At 60.4% G+C, this 16735-nt stretch carries 16 protein-coding genes; 6 read left to right on the forward strand and 10 right to left on the reverse strand.

Annotated elements, in window-relative coordinates; all coding sequences use genetic code 11:
- Window positions 1–3 precede the first annotated feature (3 nt).
- Window positions 4–486: a GAF domain-containing protein gene (locus tag AOA62_RS15210; protein WP_017136174.1), complete on the reverse strand. Its 483-nt coding sequence runs from the start codon at window positions 484–486 to the stop codon at window positions 4–6.
- The gene (locus tag AOA62_RS15215) at window positions 483–1373 is read right to left on the reverse strand and encodes an ATP-binding protein (RefSeq protein WP_017136173.1); all 891 of its coding nucleotides are present in this window, start codon (window positions 1371–1373) and stop codon (window positions 483–485) included. Before AOA62_RS15215 ends, AOA62_RS15210 begins: the two co-directional genes overlap by 4 nt.
- 163 nt (window positions 1374–1536) lie before the next feature.
- Here AOA62_RS15215 and AOA62_RS15220 point away from each other — a divergent pair, with 163 nt between their 5' ends.
- Window positions 1537–3846: a response regulator gene (locus AOA62_RS15220; RefSeq protein WP_099549109.1), complete on the forward strand. Its 2310-nt coding sequence runs from the start codon at window positions 1537–1539 to the stop codon at window positions 3844–3846.
- Here AOA62_RS15220 and AOA62_RS15225 read toward each other — a convergent pair.
- From AOA62_RS15225 to msrB, 3 genes are all read right to left on the reverse strand, one after another.
- Window positions 3800–4291: a MarR family winged helix-turn-helix transcriptional regulator gene (locus AOA62_RS15225; protein ID WP_099549065.1), complete on the reverse strand. Its 492-nt coding sequence runs from the start codon at window positions 4289–4291 to the stop codon at window positions 3800–3802. The genes AOA62_RS15220 and AOA62_RS15225 overlap by 47 nt on opposite strands.
- Complete coding sequence (locus AOA62_RS15230; protein WP_099549066.1) at window positions 4288–4773, reverse strand: glutathione peroxidase; 486 nt, start codon at window positions 4771–4773, stop codon at window positions 4288–4290. The genes AOA62_RS15225 and AOA62_RS15230 overlap by 4 nt, the downstream gene beginning before the upstream one ends.
- Before the next feature lie 206 nt (window positions 4774–4979).
- Complete coding sequence (msrB, locus tag AOA62_RS15235; protein WP_099549067.1) at window positions 4980–5372, reverse strand: peptide-methionine (R)-S-oxide reductase MsrB; 393 nt, start codon at window positions 5370–5372, stop codon at window positions 4980–4982.
- 202 nt (window positions 5373–5574) lie between these two features.
- Between msrB and AOA62_RS15240 the strand changes: the two genes are divergently transcribed.
- Together AOA62_RS15240 and htpX are read left to right on the forward strand one after the other, a co-directional pair.
- On the forward strand, window positions 5575–6786 hold the full coding sequence (locus tag AOA62_RS15240; protein WP_017136168.1) for a pyridoxal phosphate-dependent aminotransferase: 1212 nt from the start codon (window positions 5575–5577) through the stop codon (window positions 6784–6786).
- 305 nt (window positions 6787–7091) lie between these two features.
- On the forward strand, window positions 7092–7979 hold the full coding sequence (htpX, locus tag AOA62_RS15245) for a protease HtpX (protein WP_017136167.1): 888 nt from the start codon (window positions 7092–7094) through the stop codon (window positions 7977–7979).
- A 134-nt stretch (window positions 7980–8113) separates the two neighbouring features.
- Here htpX and AOA62_RS15250 read toward each other — a convergent pair whose 3' ends face one another.
- Window positions 8114–8770, reverse strand: a complete 657-nt coding sequence (locus tag AOA62_RS15250) for a thiopurine S-methyltransferase (RefSeq protein ID WP_099549068.1) — start codon at window positions 8768–8770, stop codon at window positions 8114–8116.
- 103 nt (window positions 8771–8873) lie between these two features.
- Here AOA62_RS15250 and AOA62_RS15255 point away from each other — a divergent pair, with 103 nt between their 5' ends.
- Entirely contained in the window at window positions 8874–9641 is a 768-nt protein-coding gene (locus tag AOA62_RS15255) for a class III extradiol ring-cleavage dioxygenase (RefSeq protein WP_017136164.1), read from the forward strand.
- A 197-nt stretch (window positions 9642–9838) separates the two neighbouring features.
- Here the strand turns inward: AOA62_RS15255 and AOA62_RS15260 are convergent, their stop codons facing one another.
- Window positions 9839–11512, reverse strand: coding sequence for a DEAD/DEAH box helicase (locus tag AOA62_RS15260; RefSeq protein WP_017136163.1), 1674 nt, complete (start codon window positions 11510–11512; stop codon window positions 9839–9841).
- 424 nt (window positions 11513–11936) lie between these two features.
- Here AOA62_RS15260 and AOA62_RS15265 point away from each other — a divergent pair, with 424 nt between their 5' ends.
- Window positions 11937–12728, forward strand: coding sequence for a crotonase/enoyl-CoA hydratase family protein (locus tag AOA62_RS15265; protein WP_017136162.1), 792 nt, complete (start codon window positions 11937–11939; stop codon window positions 12726–12728).
- A gap of 120 nt (window positions 12729–12848) precedes the next feature.
- On the opposite strand, the gene AOA62_RS15270 is transcribed toward AOA62_RS15265, so the two are convergent.
- Window positions 12849–13604: a spermidine synthase gene (locus AOA62_RS15270; RefSeq protein WP_017136161.1), complete on the reverse strand. Its 756-nt coding sequence runs from the start codon at window positions 13602–13604 to the stop codon at window positions 12849–12851.
- 124 nt (window positions 13605–13728) lie between these two features.
- Between AOA62_RS15270 and AOA62_RS15275 the strand changes: the two genes are divergently transcribed.
- A complete protein-coding gene (locus AOA62_RS15275) occupies window positions 13729–15075 on the forward strand; it encodes a class II 3-deoxy-7-phosphoheptulonate synthase (protein ID WP_017136160.1) in 1347 nt (448 codons plus the stop codon).
- A 109-nt stretch (window positions 15076–15184) separates the two neighbouring features.
- Here AOA62_RS15275 and AOA62_RS15280 read toward each other — a convergent pair whose 3' ends face one another.
- Together AOA62_RS15280 and AOA62_RS15285 are read right to left on the reverse strand one after the other, a co-directional pair.
- Window positions 15185–16414, reverse strand: a complete 1230-nt coding sequence (locus AOA62_RS15280) for a winged helix-turn-helix domain-containing protein (protein ID WP_099549069.1) — start codon at window positions 16412–16414, stop codon at window positions 15185–15187.
- A gap of 45 nt (window positions 16415–16459) precedes the next feature.
- On the reverse strand, window positions 16460–16666 hold the full coding sequence (locus tag AOA62_RS15285; protein ID WP_026013616.1) for a DUF1127 domain-containing protein: 207 nt from the start codon (window positions 16664–16666) through the stop codon (window positions 16460–16462).
- Window positions 16667–16735: the final 69 nt, after the last annotated feature.

Below are 16735 nucleotides of genomic sequence, written 5' to 3' on the forward strand. Positions count from 1 at the left end.
GGATCAGCAGTCGGTCAACCGCAGGAAAATCGCCGCCAACTGCTCGATGCCCGCCTGGTCCTGCGCGGTAAAACGGGCCAGCGACGGGCTGTCCAGATCCAGGACACCCACCAGTAGGCCATCCTTGACCAATGGCACCACCAGTTCGCTGTTGGAGGCACTGTCACAGGCAATATGGCCTGGGAACGCATGCACATCTTCTACCCGCTGGGTTTGCCGGGATGCCGCCGCCGCACCGCAGACGCCACGACCGAAGGGAATACGCACGCAAGCGATCTGGCCCTGGAACGGGCCAAGCACCAGTTCTTCATTGCGATTGAGGTAGAAGCCCGCCCAGTTCAAGTCGTCCAACTGGTTGAACAGGAACGCCGAGAACTGCGCACTGTTGGCGATAAAGTCACGCTCATCGGCGAGCAGCGATTCCAGCTGCGCGCAGAGCATGGCGTAGCCATCCAGGCCGGTGCCGGCCTGTTGTAAATCGATCATGGTTGACGCTCCAACAACTTGAGACCCACCCAGTAACGGGCGAATTGATACGCGCAACGGCCGTTGCGGTTGCCACGCCCGGTGGCCCAGCGCACGGCCAGGATGTCGAGGGCTTCATCACGCTGCCACTGCAAGCCGGCCTTGCTGGCCAGTTCGCCGATCCAGTGTTCGACCACATCCAGGAAGTGTTCCTGGCTGAACGGATAGAACGACAGCCACAGGCCAAAACGGTCGGACAAGGCGATCTTGTCTTCCACCGCCTCGCTGGGGTGCAACTCACCGTCCACGCGCTTCCAATTGTCGTTGTCGCTCTGGTTTTCCGGCACCAGGTGACGACGGTTGGAGGTGGCATACAGCAACACATTTTCCGGCGCTTGCTCAAGGGAGCCGTCCAGTACGCTCTTGAGTACGCGATAATCGCCCTCACCCGCTTCGAAAGACAGGTCGTCACAGAACAGGATGAACCGTTGCGGCAGCTTGAGCAGTTGCTCGACCACGCGCGGCAGGTCAGCCAGGTGATCGCGCTCGATTTCAATCAGGCGCAAACCGGCCTTGGCATGCTGGGCCAGCAAAGCACGCACCATGGAGGATTTGCCGGTGCCACGCGAGCCCCACAGCAACGCATGGTTGGCGGGCAGGCCATCGAGAAATTGCTGAGTGTTGCGAGCCAGTTGCTCACGTTGCTTGTCCACGCCGATAAGGTCGGACAGGCGCATGTCCAGGCTCACTTCCAGCGGGAGCAAAAAGCCAGTACGGCCTTCGCGCTGCCAACGGGCGGCGAGGCAGTTATTCCAATCGATGGCTTGGCGCGGTGCAGGTAACAGCGGTTCCAGGCGCGCAAGGACCGCATCGGCCCGCTCAAGAAAGGCATTCAATCGAGAATCCACGATTATTCCTCTGGCAAGTTCTTGCAAAAGATGGCGTATTGGCAACCCTGTGGCAGACCCCACGAGGCTGCGTATAAAACGATTCATGCCGGCCAAGCCAAAGCCTGTGGATGTTCAGCTATGCTTGCCGGGCGAAGGGAAACGTGAAGTGGTTCAACACCCGATGGATATCAAGTTCGCCCACCGCTTGTCTTATAAACAAGCTCGATTGACTGTGCTGGTCGGTTTCGTCTTGGGAACCTTGCTCAGCCTGATCCAAATCGGCATTGATTATGCCAGCGAAGACGCCTCGATCAACCGTGAAATACGCTCACTGATCGAAATCAGCCATAACCCTGCCTCACGTATCGCCTACAACATTGATGCCGAACTTGCCCAGGAACTGACCCTGGGCCTGTTGCACTCGCCGGCCATCACCCACGCGCAACTGGTCGATAACAATGGCGTGGTACTGGCCGACGTGAACCGGCCGCGCAAAGAGAGCGCCTACCGGCCCATCAGTGACTTCCTGTTTGGCGCCAACCGCTTGTTTGAAGATCGACTGTTCCTGAGCCACATGCCCGAGGATTCCCTCGGCGTGCTGCGCCTGGACGTCGACACCTACGCCTTTGGCAGCCGTTTCCTGCACCGCGCCGAGATAACCTTGCTCAACGGGTTCGCCCGCAGCCTGCTGCTGACAGGCATTCTGCTGGGCCTGTTCTACGTGATGCTGACCCAGCCACTGGTGCGCATCATCCGTGCCCTGAGCACCAGCAAGCAGGCCCGCCTGGATTGCCCGCCGGGTCACGAAAACGATGAAATCGGCGTGCTGGTGAACGTCGCCAACCAGCAATTCGAAAACATGCAGACCGAAATCCAGCAACGGCGCCATGCCGAGGACCGCCTCACCGAGTACCTGGGCCAACTGGAAGATATCGTCTCGGCACGCACTCTGGAGCTTAAGGCCAGCAACCAGCGCTTGAGCCAATCCAACGATGAACTCGAAGCCGCCAAATTGACCGCCCTGGCCATGGCCCAGGCGCGCGCCGCGTTCCTGGCCAATATGAGCCATGAGATCCGCACGCCGCTCAATGGCTTGCTGGGCATGATCGCGCTGTCGCTCGACAGCCCGCTGAACGCCGAACAACGCCAGCAACTGTCCATCGCCCACGATTCGGGCAAGGTGCTGGTGGAACTGCTCAACGATATCCTCGACCTGTCGAAATTCGACGCCGGCCAGTTGGAGCTCGAACGCATCCCGTTCGACCTCGGCTCATTGGTGGAAGACACCGCCAACCTGCTGTCGCAGAACGCGGCGCCGAGTGTCGAGTTGACCTGCCTGATCGACCCGCTGTTTCCTGCGCAAGTCATTGGCGACCCGACACGGGTGCGGCAAATCGTCAGCAACCTGCTTTCCAATGCCTTGAAGTTCACCCGCTTCGGGCGTGTGGATGTGCGCCTCAGTGCCGAGGGTGGCCGGGTAAAAATCGAAGTCTGTGACACCGGCATCGGCATTGCCCAGGAAGCGCAGGTGAAAATATTCCAGCCGTTTACCCAGGCCGGTGCGGGTATCACACGCCAGTTCGGCGGCACCGGGCTGGGGCTGGCGTTGACGCATAACCTGTGTGAAGCGATGAAGGGCCGCTTGAGCATCAGCTCGGAAGTCGGTTTTGGCAGCCAGTTCTGTGCCGACCTGCCGCTGCCCACACACTTGCCGGCCGCACGACAAGCGCCGCTGTTGGGCGAAGTCATCGCCATCACCAACACCGGGAGTGGCCTGGCGGAATTGCTCGGCACCTTGCTGCCGGCTTGGGGGCTGGCGCTGCGCTGTTACTCCCAGGATGACGACCTGACCGGGCTGGCCCCCGACCTGCTGATCACCGATTGCCCGGAGTGCCTGTTCCGCCTGCGCCCTGGCATCAGCGCGCCGATCCTGCTGGTGACGGCCTATGGCAACTTCATGCCCAGCGAAGAAGTCGCGGCTCTGATGCCGCTGCAGCAACAGGCACGCCCGTTGAGCCGCAACGCGCTGTATCAGATTCTGCAGCGCAACCTGCGCAGCGAGGCGCAACTGATCCTCGACCCTGTCCAGATGGAAACCGTGCCCCTGGCACATCGCGCGCGCATCCTGCTGGTGGAGGACAACCCGGTCAATCAATTGGTAGCCAAGGGCATGCTCAGCAAGCTCGGCTGCGAAGTGATTGTGGCTGCCCATGGCGGCGAGGCGCTCAAGTTGCTGGAGGAGCAGCGCTTCGACATGGTGTTGATGGACTGCAATATGCCGGTAATGGACGGCTACGAGGCCAGCCGGCAGATTCGCCGCAGCGGGCGCTGGCCGGAGCTGCCTATCGTCGCCCTGACCGCCAACGCCCTGGCGGAAGAACGCGAGCGCTGCCGGGCGGCGGGAATGGATGACTACCTGGCCAAACCGTTTCGCCGCGAAGAGCTCAAAGCCCTGCTGGACCTGTGGGTGCCGAACTCGACAAGTTTTTGATCTGCGCCAGCAGCTCGTCCAGACCATTGCGCAACACGTCGGCCTGGTTCAGGTCGACACCGCTGTCGCACAGCAGCCGGGTTTTCAGGGCATGGGCCTGGTCGCGCAACTGTACGCCCGCGGGGCTCAGGCTCAGATGCACCTCGCGCTCATCCAGCGCGTTGCGCCGGCGCTGCACCAGCGCCAGCTGTTCCAGGCGCTTAAGCAGCGGCGTCAGCGTGCCAGAGTCCAGCATCAGGCGCTCGCCCAGGGCCTTGACCGTGGGTTGCGTTGGGGTCGCGCAGTGCCATTCCCACAACACCAGCATCGCCAGGTATTGCGGGTAGGTCAGGCCCAACTGATCGAGCATGGGCTTGTAAGCCCGCGTCACCGCTCGGGACGCGGCATAGAGCTTGAAACACAGCTGGTCGTCCAGCGCCAGGGACACGCGGGGCAAGTCGGTCATTTGAGCAGGGCTTCAATCTCTTGGGTCAGGGCTTCGGGCTTGGTGGTTGGGGCAAAACGCTTGACCACCTTGCCATCACGGCCGATCAGAAATTTGGTGAAGTTCCACTTGATACCTTTGGAGCCCAGCAGCCCCGGCGCTTGTTTTTTAAGTTGCACGAACAGTGGGTGGGCGTCGCTGCCATTCACGTCGATCTTCTTGAACAGCGGGAAGCTGACGCCGAAGTTCAGCTCGCAGAACTCGGAAATCGCCCCTTCGTTGCCTGGCTCCTGTTTGCCGAACTGATTGCAGGGAAAGCCCAGCACCACCAGACCCTGGTCCTTGTACTGCTGCCACACTTGCTCCAGGCCTTTGTACTGTGGGGTGAAACCACATTTGCTGGCGGTGTTGACCACCAAAATGGCCTTGCCGGCAAAATCGGCCAAGGTCTTTTGCTCACCCTTGATGGTGGTGCACGGGATGCTCAGCAGGTTGTCGCTCATGGCAGCGCCTCGGATACGGAGAAAGAGCTATAAAGGTAGTAGGCAATTCAATTGCGTGCAATTTAATTGACCGCAGTGATGCCTGCACATAGATCGTTCCCACGCTCCGCGTGGGAATGCAGCTCAGAACGCTGTGCGTTCGCTTCTAAAGTCGTGACGCGAAGCGCCACAGGAGGCGTTCCCACGCGGAGCGTGGGAACGATCAGTCAGCGTGGAACGAGGTCCAGGCACACCGAGTTGATGCAGTAACGCAGGCCGGTGGGCGGCGGACCGTCCGGGAACACATGCCCCAGGTGCGCGTCGCACTTGGCACAGGTGACTTCGGTGCGGATCATGCCGTGGCTGATGTCACGGATCTCGATCATCGCGCTGTCGGCAATCGGCGCGTAGAAACTCGGCCAGCCGCAGCCGGAATCAAACTTGGTGGTGGAATCGAACAGCGGCTCACTGCAGCAAATGCAGTGGTACACGCCATCAGTCTTGGTGGCATTGTATTTGCCGCTGAAAGGTCGCTCGGTGCCTTTGAGACGGCACACGTTGTACTGCTCCGGATCGAGCATCGCCTTCCATTCTTCAACGGTTTTCTGCAACTTATCCATCGATACACCTCGGCAACTGAAAAACCCTGATCTGTGTCTTTTCCATGGATCAGGCGGCACGTATGATTGCGCCTCTTCAAAACGCCAGTCTGGCACCCGCGCTACCGGCATTCAAACGTATTTATGGGTGCGAGCCCCGCAGGTTTCGCAGTACGGTAGTGTCCACGCCGTCTGGATCGTTCATTTTCAGGATCACATCGCCATGCAGGTCAGCAAATCGAACAAGCTCGCCAACGTCTGCTACGACATTCGCGGCCCAGTGCTCAAGCACGCCAAACGCCTGGAAGAGGAAGGCCATCGCATCCTCAAGCTGAACATTGGCAACCCGGCGCCTTTTGGTTTCGAAGCGCCGGACGAAATCCTCCAGGACGTGATCCGCAACCTGCCGACAGCCCAGGGCTACAGCGACTCCAAGGGCCTGTTCAGCGCGCGTAAAGCCGTGATGCAGTACTACCAACAAAAGCAGGTCGAAGGTGTCGGCATCGAAGACATCTACCTGGGTAATGGCGTGTCCGAGCTGATCGTGATGTCCATGCAGGCCTTGCTCAACAATGGCGATGAAGTGCTGGTGCCGGCGCCCGACTACCCGCTGTGGACCGCTGCCGTGACCCTCGCCGGCGGCCACCCGGTGCACTACCTGTGCGATGAAGGCGCGGACTGGTTCCCGGACCTGGCCGACATCAAGGCCAAGATCACCCCGAACACCAAGGCCCTGGTGATCATCAACCCGAACAACCCCACCGGCGCCGTGTATTCCAAAGAAGTGTTGCTGGGCATGCTCGAACTGGCGCGCCAGCACAACCTGGTGGTGTTCTCCGACGAGATCTACGACAAGATCCTCTACGACGACGCCGTGCACATCTGCACCGGCTCCCTGGCACCGGACCTGCTGTGCCTGACCTTCAATGGCCTGTCCAAGTCCTACCGGGTGGCGGGTTTCCGCTCCGGCTGGATCGCCATCTCGGGCCCCAAGCACAATGCCCAGAGCTACATCGAAGGCATCGACATGCTGGCCAATATGCGCCTGTGCGCCAACGTGCCGAGCCAACATGCGATCCAGACCGCTCTCGGCGGCTACCAGAGCATCAACGACCTGGTCTTGCCCCAGGGCCGTCTATTGGAGCAACGCAACCGCACCTGGGAACTGCTCAACGCGATCCCGGGCGTCAGCTGCGTGAAACCCATGGGCGCGTTGTATGCCTTCCCACGCATCGACCCGAAAGTCTGCCCGATCCTCAACGACGAGAAATTCGTGCTCGACCTGCTGCTGTCGGAAAAGCTGCTGGTGGTGCAGGGAACGGCGTTCAACTGGCCGTGGCCGGATCACTTCCGCGTGGTGACCTTGCCGCGTGTGGATGACCTGGACATGGCCATTGGTCGCATCGGCAACTTCCTCAAGTCCTATCGCCAGTAATCTAAAAGTCGCTGTACGACCGCCATTCGGTCGTACAGCGAGTATCTGGCAACACTTCTCTACCCTGCCTTCCCTCCTCGCTCGCCGCTGCACACCACGCACCGGTCAACCCCTTGTAATTACAGGGCGCCAAGCCATGAGCGGGGTGATCACCCGTCACTTTCCAGGTCAGAAATTCCCTTCAAGGCTCTACATTGATGCTGTAGGACACAGTTTGAAATAGTCGCTCGGTTGAATCACCTTAGGCCGCACCTTATATACCCCGCAGTACGCGACATATTAAGCATGAGGAGAACTCTACAACCATGATGCGCATCCTGCTGTTCTTGGCCACTAACCTGGCGGTCGTGCTGATTGCCAGCATCACCCTGAGCCTTTTCGGCTTCAACGGGTTCATGGCGGCCAACGGGGTTGATCTGAACCTCAATCAGCTGCTGGTTTTCTGTGCGGTCTTTGGTTTTGCCGGCTCGCTGTTTTCGCTGTTCATCTCCAAATGGATGGCGAAGATGAGCACCAGCACCCAGGTCATCACCCAGCCACGCACCCGGCATGAACAATGGTTGCTGCAAACCGTTGAGCAACTGTCCCGCGAGGCCGGCATCAAGATGCCTGAGGTCGGGATCTTCCCCGCCTATGAAGCCAACGCCTTCGCCACCGGCTGGAACAAGAACGACGCGCTCGTTGCGGTGAGCCAGGGCATGCTCGAACGCTTCTCCTACGACGAAGTGAAGGCCGTGCTGGCCCACGAGATCGGCCACGTAGCCAATGGCGACATGGTCACCCTGGCGCTGGTACAAGGCGTGGTGAACACCTTCGTGATGTTCTTCGCACGGATCATCGGCAACTTTGTCGACAAGGTGATCTTCAAGAACGAAGAAGGCCGTGGTATCGCTTACTTCGTGGCGACCATCTTTGCTGAAGTGGTGCTGGGCTTCCTGGCCAGTGCGATCACCATGTGGTTCTCACGCAAACGCGAGTTCCGCGCAGACGAAGCCGGCGCCCGCCTGGCCGGCACCGGTGCAATGATCGCAGCGCTGCAACACCTGCGCTCCGAACAGGGCCTGCCGGTACACATGCCCGACAGCCTGACCGCGTTTGGCATCAACGGTGGCATCAAGCAAGGCTTTGCCCGCTTCTTCATGAGCCACCCGCCACTGGAGGAGCGTATCGACGCGCTGCGTCGTCGGGGCTGATGCGACACAGAAAGGGGCGATTTGATCGCCCCTTTTTTGTAGGTGCTGATAACGCCATCGCGGGCAAGCCCGGCTCCCACATTGGAACGCATTCACTGTGGGAGCTGGGCTTGCCCGCGATGGCGATGCAATAGTCAACGCAGAGTCAGTTGATACACACGCTCCTCCAGCCGCGTAACGCCGTCCTGCACAAACTTCCAGCTCTCGCCCAGGATGTCTTGCTCTTCAAGTACAGTCAGGCTCCAACGCAAGCCCAGCAACACCCTGACTTCCTCGTCAGCCACCGCAAATGGCGGCCCAGCCTTCTGCGTCTGATCATAGTCCAGGGTGATCAGCAGCCCCTTGCAACCAGGGCGCAGAAGCGTATTCAGATGCTCAGCATATTGCGCCCGCATCAGCGGCGGCAGAGCGATCAACGCCGCGCGATCATAGAGTGCAGTGCAATCGCTCACCGCCTCGGCGTCGATGGCGAAGAAGTCGCCGCACCACACCTCGATCAAGCCGCACGCATACACCTTGAACGCACCCTGCTGGCGGATATGCGGCGTCAACGATTGCTCATTGAAGAAGGCTTCAACCGCCTGCTCCGACAGTTCGACGCCCATTACGCGATACCCAAGGCTTTCAAGCCAGATCAAATCCAGGCTCTTGCCACACAACGGCACCAGCACTTTCCCAGCATCCGGCAATGCCAGTTTCGGCCAATGCCGTTGCAGGTAAGGGTTGACGTCAGGCAGGTGAAAGCCAATCTGATTGCGCGCCCAGCGCTCTTGCCAAAACTTAGGCTCCATAAATCACCCTGAAAAATCGATCAAAAGGCGCTAAAACTTATATTAGATTTAGATCAATGATCTGATTGAAGATGGGCCTATGTTAACCCTCAGGACCCGACTTATGCTCCCCAGCCTGTTTATCTCCCACGGTTCGCCCATGCTCGCCCTGCAACCCGGTGCCAGTGGCCCGGCGCTGCGCCGTTTGGCGGCTGAACTGCCACGGCCAAAGGCTATTGTGGTGGTATCGGCGCATTGGGAAAGCGACCAATTACTCGTCACTGGCAGCGCCGCCCCGCAAACCTGGCACGACTTCGGTGGGTTCCCTCCCGAACTGTTTGCCGTGCAGTACCCGGCGCCGGGCAACCCGCAGTTGGCCGCGCAAATCGTCGGGCTGCTGCAAGCCGATGGCCTCGGCGCGCAACTCGATGAACGCCGCCCCTTCGACCACGGCACCTGGGTGCCGCTGTCACTGATGTACCCGGCGGCGGATATTCCAGTGGTGCAGGTTTCCTTGCCTAGCCGCATGGGCCCGGCGTTGCAAACCCGAGTCGGGCATGCCCTGGCGAGCCTGCGCGAACAGGGTGTGCTGTTGATCGGCTCCGGCAGCATCACCCATAACCTGGGTGAGCTGAACTGGCGCGCCGGCCCTGAGAGCATCGAGCCGTGGGCGCGGGATTTTCGCGATTGGGTGGTGGAAAAACTTGCCGCCAACGATGAAGCGGCCCTGCACGACTACCGCCGCCAGGCGCCGCATGCCGTGCGCAGCCATCCCAGCGATGAGCATTTGTTGCCGTTGTACTTTGCACGGGGCGCCGGAGGGGATTTCAGTGTGGCGCATCAGGGGTTCACCTTGGGCGCGCTGGGGATGGACATCTACCGTTTCGGCTAACAGAGATCTAAAGGTGGGAGCTGGCTTGCCTGCGATAGCGGTGGTTCAGTTAGCCTATTTGCCACTGATACACCGCTATCGCAGGCAAGCCAGCTCCCACATTTGATCGGGTGCTGATCCGAAAGAAATGCCAGGCATAAAAAATCCCCGAACCAGTCGGGGATTTTTTATATGCGATCAATCAGCCCAAAGGCGGATCAATCTTCGCGGTAGCGACGCAGCTTCAGCTGCTTACCGGCAACGCGAGTGTCTTTGAGCTTGGCCAGCAGTTTTTCCAGACCGTCTTCCGGCAGCTCCACCAGGGAGAAGCTGTCACGAACCTGGATGCGACCGATGGCTTCACGTGCCAGGCCACCCTCATTGAGGATAGCGCCCAGCAGGTTCTTGGCGGCGATGCCATCACGCGCGCCCAGCGCGGTACGGCAGCGAGCACGACCTTCAGCCAATGGAACCGGAGCGCGACGCTCACGATCACCACGGTCTGGACGGTCACCGGTACGCTCTGGACGATCACCGCGTGGCGCGTTGTTCGGTACCAGTGGGCGTTCTTTCTCGATCGCTGCCAGGGTCAGGGCCTGACCGTTGGTGGCTTTGCGCAGCAGAGCTGCAGCCAGGGCACGTGGGGTGCAACCGATATCGGCAGTCAGGCGGTCCAGCAGGTCGCCGTGGGTCGATTCAGCGTCAGCCACCAGCGGCGACAAGCTGTTGGTCAGTTTCTTGATGCGAGCATCGAGAACGGCCTGGGCATCCGGCAGGCGGACTTCGGCAACTTTCTGACCGGTTACACGCTCGATCACTTGCAGCATGCGGCGCTCACGCGGAGTCACCAGCAGCAGTGCACGACCTTCGCGACCCGCACGGCCGGTACGGCCGATACGGTGAACGTAGGACTCTGGATCGTAAGGCATGTCAACGTTGAACACGTGAGTGATACGTGGAACGTCGAGGCCACGGGCGGCAACGTCGGTCGCCACAACGATGTCCAGACGGCCATCCTTGAGGGAGTCGATCACGCGCTCACGTTGGTTCTGGGCAATGTCACCGTTCAGCGCAGCGGCTTTGTAGCCTTTGGCTTCCAGGGCACTGGCCAGGTCCAGGGTCGCTTGCTTGGTGCGCACGAACATGATCAGGGCGTCGAAGTCTTCGACTTCCAGCAGGCTCAATACAGCCGAGGTCTTCTGGTCAGCGTGAACCAACAGGTGAGCCTGTTCGATCGCGGTAACGGTCTGAGTCTTGGTCTGGATCTTCACGTGTTGCGGATCGCGCAGGTGGCGTTCGGCAATGGCACGGATCGACTGTGGCAGGGTGGCCGAGAACAGTACGGTCTGACGGGTCGGTGGCAGCGCTTTAAAGATGACTTCCAGGTCATCCATGAAACCCAGCTTCAACATTTCGTCAGCTTCGTCCAGAACCAGGTGGTTCACGGTCGACAGCACTTTCTCGTCACGACGCAGGTGGTCGCACAGACGGCCCGGCGTGGCGACAACGATCTGTGCGCCGTTACGGATTGCTTTAAGTTGTGGGCCCATAGGCGCGCCGCCGTAAACGGCCACAACGGTTACGCCAGGCATTTGCTTGGCGTAGGTTTCAAAAGCGGTTGCTACTTGCAGCGCCAACTCACGGGTTGGCGCCAGGATCAGGGCTTGCGGCTCGCGCTTGGCAGGATCGATGCAGTGCAGGATAGGCAGGGCGAACGCGGCGGTTTTACCGGTACCGGTTTGCGCCTGGCCAATCATGTCCTGGCCGGCCATGATGATCGGGATCGATTGCTGCTGAATAGCCGAAGGTTCTTCGTAGCCGGTCGCGATGACGGCAGCGAGAATGTTCGGGTTAAGATTAAAAGCGGCGAAGCCGCCGGTTTCCTGGGTCATGGGTCTGCCTCTAAGTGCATCCGCAAAGACCCATGCTCCAAAGCTGCGCATGCCGTGTTGAGACTCAAGAGTCGCCCTGGCTGCTTTGTCGGCGGGGATTTGCGAAAACGAATGAATGAAAAAGATTCGTCAAGGGAGAGTCCGCTGTGCGGACGTGCAGCCGAAGCTGACTTCGGGGAATTGCGCTACCTAAACGCGGCCCGGTTAAAGGCCGGCGCGCACTATACCGGAAATAGCTGAAAAAGGGAGCTTTTTTTATCCGAAAGTGCCGATATACCGCGCTGCGTCACCTTCTTTGCGTATACCCGCGCCAAGGTCTATTTTTCAAAGGCCCGGCCCTGTTGGTCACAACACTTAAACGGTTCACCTGCCCATTAAGGCCCACTGGTCTAAAACCCTACCCAAGCCCCCGAGGCCACCCCCGATGAATCAAGCCAGCAGCAGTCGCGTCAGCCGTGAATTACAGGGTCATGTCCTGCTGTTGGGACTGGATCGAGTGGCCAAGCGCAATGCCTTTGACCTGGACCTGCTCAATGAGCTGAGCCTGGCCTATGGCGAATTTGATCGAAACGACGACGCTCGCGTGGCCGTGGTATTCGCCCACGGCGAACATTTTACTGCCGGGCTGGACCTGGCCAATGTCAGTGGCGTGATGTCGGGAGGCTGGCAACCACCGTTGGGCGGCTGCGATCCGTGGGGCGTGTTTGCCGGCCCCCGCGTCAATAAACCGGTGATCGTCGCGGCCCAGGGTTACTGCCTGACCATCGGCATCGAATTGATGCTGGCGGCGGATATCAACCTCTGTGCCAGCAATACGCGCTTTGCGCAGATGGAAGTGCAGCGCGGGATTTTCCCGTTTGGCGGCGCGACCCTGCGCTTTCATCAGATCGCCGGCTGGGGCAACGCGATGCGCTGGCTGCTGACCGGCGATGAGTTCGACGCCCATGAGGCGCTGCGGCTGGGGCTGGTGCAGGAAGTGATGGCCAGTGAAGACCTGCTGCCGCGCGCCATCGAACTGGCCAGCCGCATTGCCCGCCAGGCACCGCTGGGCGTGCAGGCGACGTTGATGTCGGCGCGCCAGGCACGCATGGAAGGTGAAGCCGTGGCGGCGGCCGGGTTGCAGGTGGTGGTGGAGAAACTGTTGAACAGTGAAGATGCCAAAGAAGGTGTGCGGGCGATGGTTGAGAAGCGGCCGGGGGTGTTCAAGGGGATTTGAGTAGGCTGTGCGGGCCTCATCGCGGGCAAGCCCGCTCCCACAGGTGGAATGCATTTCAACCGGAAAATGCTATTCAACTGTGGGAGCCGGGCTTGCCCGCGATGGCGTCAGTACGGGCAACTAAGTCGCCGGCCGAATCGCCTTGATCAACGCCTGCAACGAATACCCCAACCGCGGCGCCAACGCCTCGGCGCGGTCCGACAACGCTGCCATATCCAGTTCCTGATCCAGCTCCGAAGGCACCAGCAAAATCACATTGCCCTCCTTCACCGGCAGTTCCCAGTAATGCCGGTGATACAACCCGCGCAACAACGCCGCGCCCAATGGTTTACCGTCATCGGTCGCCCACTGGTTGATCACCAGCCAGCCACCCGGGTTGAGTTTTTTCTGGCAGTTTTCCAGAAAGGTCCAGGCCAGGTGCCCGACGCCTGGGCCAACATCCGTATACAAGTCGACGAAAATCAGGTCGGCCGACTCGGCGGTATCGAGCAATTGCAACGCGTCACCAATACGGATGTACAAGCGCGGGTCGTCATCCAGCCCCAGGTACTCGATGGCCAGGCGCGGCACATCCGGGCGCAGCTCGATGGCCTCGACGTCTTCCAGCGGCAGAAACTTGAGGCACGCCTGGGTCAGCGTACCGGCGCCCAGGCCGAGGAACAGCGCGCTTTCCGGTTGCTCATGGCACAACGCGCCAATCAACATCGCGCGGGTGTAGTCGTACTCGAGCCAGCTCGGGTCGGCGGTAAACACGCAGCTTTGCTCGATGGCATCGCCAAACTCGAGAAAACGGTAATCAGCCACTTCGAGCACACGAATCATGCCGAAATCATCATGGACTTCAGCCAGCAGGCGCTCGACACGCTCCTCGCTCATCACTACTCCTAAAGGGTTTACCGCACGGCAAAGGCGCGATTGTCGGCCAAGCGGCGGCAACAGGTCACGCACTAATTGCTGCTAACATTGGCGCCCGACCGTCAATCAACCTATCGAGTTCATGATGAGCCAACCCTGGAGCCCCGACAGCTGGCGCGCCCTGCCGATCCAGCAACAACCCCAGTACCCGGACGCTGCGCACTTGCTGCAAGTGGAGCAAAGCCTGGCCAGCTACCCGCCACTGGTATTTGCCGGGGAAGCACGCGAATTGCGCCGTCAGTTTGCCGAAGTGACCCAGGGCCGCGCCTTCCTGTTGCAAGGTGGTGATTGCGCCGAAAGCTTTGCCGAGTTTTCTGCTGCAAAAATCCGCGACACCTTCAAAGTACTGTTGCAGATGGCGATCGTGATGACCTTCGCCGCCGGTTGCCCGGTGGTCAAAGTCGGACGCATGGCCGGCCAGTTTGCCAAGCCGCGTTCGGCCAACGATGAAACCATCGACGGCGTCACCCTGCCCGCCTACCGTGGCGACATCGTCAACGGCATCGGCTTCGACGAAAAAAGCCGCGTGCCAGACCCGGACCGACTGCTGCAGTCTTACCACCAGTCCACTGCCACCCTGAATTTGCTGCGCGCGTTTGCCCAGGGCGGGTTTGCCGACCTGCACCAGGTGCACAAGTGGAACCTGGACTTTATCGCCAACTCCGCGCTGGCCGAAAAATACAGCCAACTGGCCGATCGCATCGACGAAACCCTGGCGTTCATGCGCGCCTGCGGTATGGACAGCTCGCCGCAATTGCGCGAAACCAGCTTCTTCACCGCCCACGAAGCGCTGCTGCTGAACTATGAACAGGCCTTCGTGCGCCGCGACAGCCTGACCAACGACTACTACGACTGCTCGGCCCATATGCTTTGGATCGGCGACCGCACCCGTCAGCTGGACGGTGCCCACGTCGAGTTCCTGCGCGGGGTCAACAACCCGATCGGGGTCAAGGTCGGCCCGAGCATGAAGCCTGAGGACCTGATCCGCCTGATCGACATCCTCAACCCAGACAACGACCCAGGCCGCCTCAACCTGATTGCGCGCATGGGCGCCGGCAAGGTCGGCGACCACCTGCCCAACCTGATTCGTGCGGTACAGCGCGAGGGCAAGCAGGTGCTGTGGAGTTCGGACCCGATGCACGGCAACACCATCAAGGCCAGCAGCGGCTACAAGACCCGCGACTTTGCGCAGATTCTTGGCGAGGTGAAGGAGTTCTTCCAGGTCCACCAGGCCGAGGGCAGCTATGCCGGCGGGATCCATATCGAGATGACCGGGCAGAACGTCACCGAATGCATTGGCGGCGCGCGGCCGATTACCGAAGATGGCTTGTCTGACCGTTATCACACGCATTGCGACCCACGGATGAATGCCGATCAGTCGCTGGAATTGGCGTTTTTGATTGCCGAGACGTTGAAGCAAGTCAAACGCTGAGGTTTGGGTTGCCTGGGCCGACGCCATCGCGGGCAAGCCCGCTCCCACAGGGGAATGCATTCCAACAGGGGAATGCAATTTTTATGTGGGGCTTGCCCGCGATGGCGTCCTAAAGTTCAACACCCAAGCTGAGCATCGCCACCCGAAGCCGCACCGCGCTCGGCCGCTGGCAGTTGAGCTGCACCTGCTCCAACCCAAGCCAGCCCGCCATCTGCCGCAGATTCAGGGCCAACGCCTGCATCCCTTCCTCATCCAGCCCCGGTTCTTCTTCATGTACCGCGTGTACCGCCAGGCGCCCATTGGCGCGTTCGGCGCGCAGGTCAACCCGCGCGGCAATCCGCTCATTGTGCAAAAACGGCAGCACGTAGTAGCCATACACCCGTTTGTGTTGCGGGGTGTAGATCTCCAGCCGGTAACGAAAATCGAACAGACGCTCGGTGCGGCTGCGCTCCCAGATCAATGAATCGAACGGCGAGAGCAAGGCGCTTGCGGGCACTTTGCGTGGCACTTTGGGTTCAGGCAGGCAGTAAGCCGCCTGCTTCCAGCCCTGCACCTGGCACACCTGCAACTGCCCATCCTCGACCAACTCGGCCAGGCGGCCACGGCTGTCGGCGGGGTCCAGGCGGAAATAGTCGCGCAGGTCTTTTTCGGTGGCGACGCCCAATGCAGTCGCGCTGTGCAGCAGCAAACCGCGCTGAGCTTCGGCTTCGCTCACAGACGCTTGAAGAATATCGGCGGGAATGACCCGTTCCGGCAAATCATAGAGCCGCTCAAAACCGCGCCGGCCCGCGACGGTGACCAAACCGGCGGCGAACAGCCATTCCAGTGCGTGTTTTTCCTCACTCCAATCCCACCAGGGGCCGGCACGCTCCTCGCGGGTCGACAAGCTGCCCGCGCCCAATGCGCCTTGCTGCTCGACGGTGTGCAGCACGCGCTGAATGGTGGCCTGCTGCTCACGCCCAAAGCGCGCCATCTGCGAATAGATGCCCTGCCCTAACTTTGCCCGCTCCATGCGCCAGCGCATCAACGGGTACAGCGCCATGGGCAGCAAGGAGGCCTCATGGCCCCAATACTCAAACAACGAGCGGCGCCGGCCCTGGCTCCAGGCAACGTGTTCAAGGATCAACGGGGAGTAATGGCCCAAGCGCGAAAACAGCGGCAGGTAATGCGAACGCACCACGGCGTTGACCGAATCGATCTGCAATACCCCCAACCGCTCAATCAAACGGTTGAGGTGCGCAGCCTTGATCAATGCTGGCGCTTGGCGCCCGGAAAATCCCTGGGCCACCAGCGCCATGCGGCGTGCTTGCTTGAGGGAAAACGACAGGTCGACGGGCATGGGTCTCTCCGTGTGAGCTCGCCGACCACCCTACTGCATCCTGGCTTATTTTCGCAGCGGGTCTTGCCAGAAATGCAGATGACGCTCCTGCTCGACATCGCTGCGGTTAAGCCCAATATCCTTAAGCGCTTCATCGCTCAAGCTTGCCAGGGCATGGCGCTCCTCATGCAGCGCCTGCCAGCGGGCAATGCTGCGAAGCAGCACGGAAAACGGGCGCTTGCCCAGCAACACAAAACCTTTCTGACCTTTCATCTTCTCGCCCTCCAGTGGGGATGGCGCAAGTGTGTGCCTGGCCTTATGATCAATCCAACGAATGTTTCT

The organism is Pseudomonas sp. 2995-3, from assembly GCF_002742565.1.
Lineage (GTDB): Bacteria > Pseudomonadota > Gammaproteobacteria > Pseudomonadales > Pseudomonadaceae > Aquipseudomonas > Aquipseudomonas edaphica.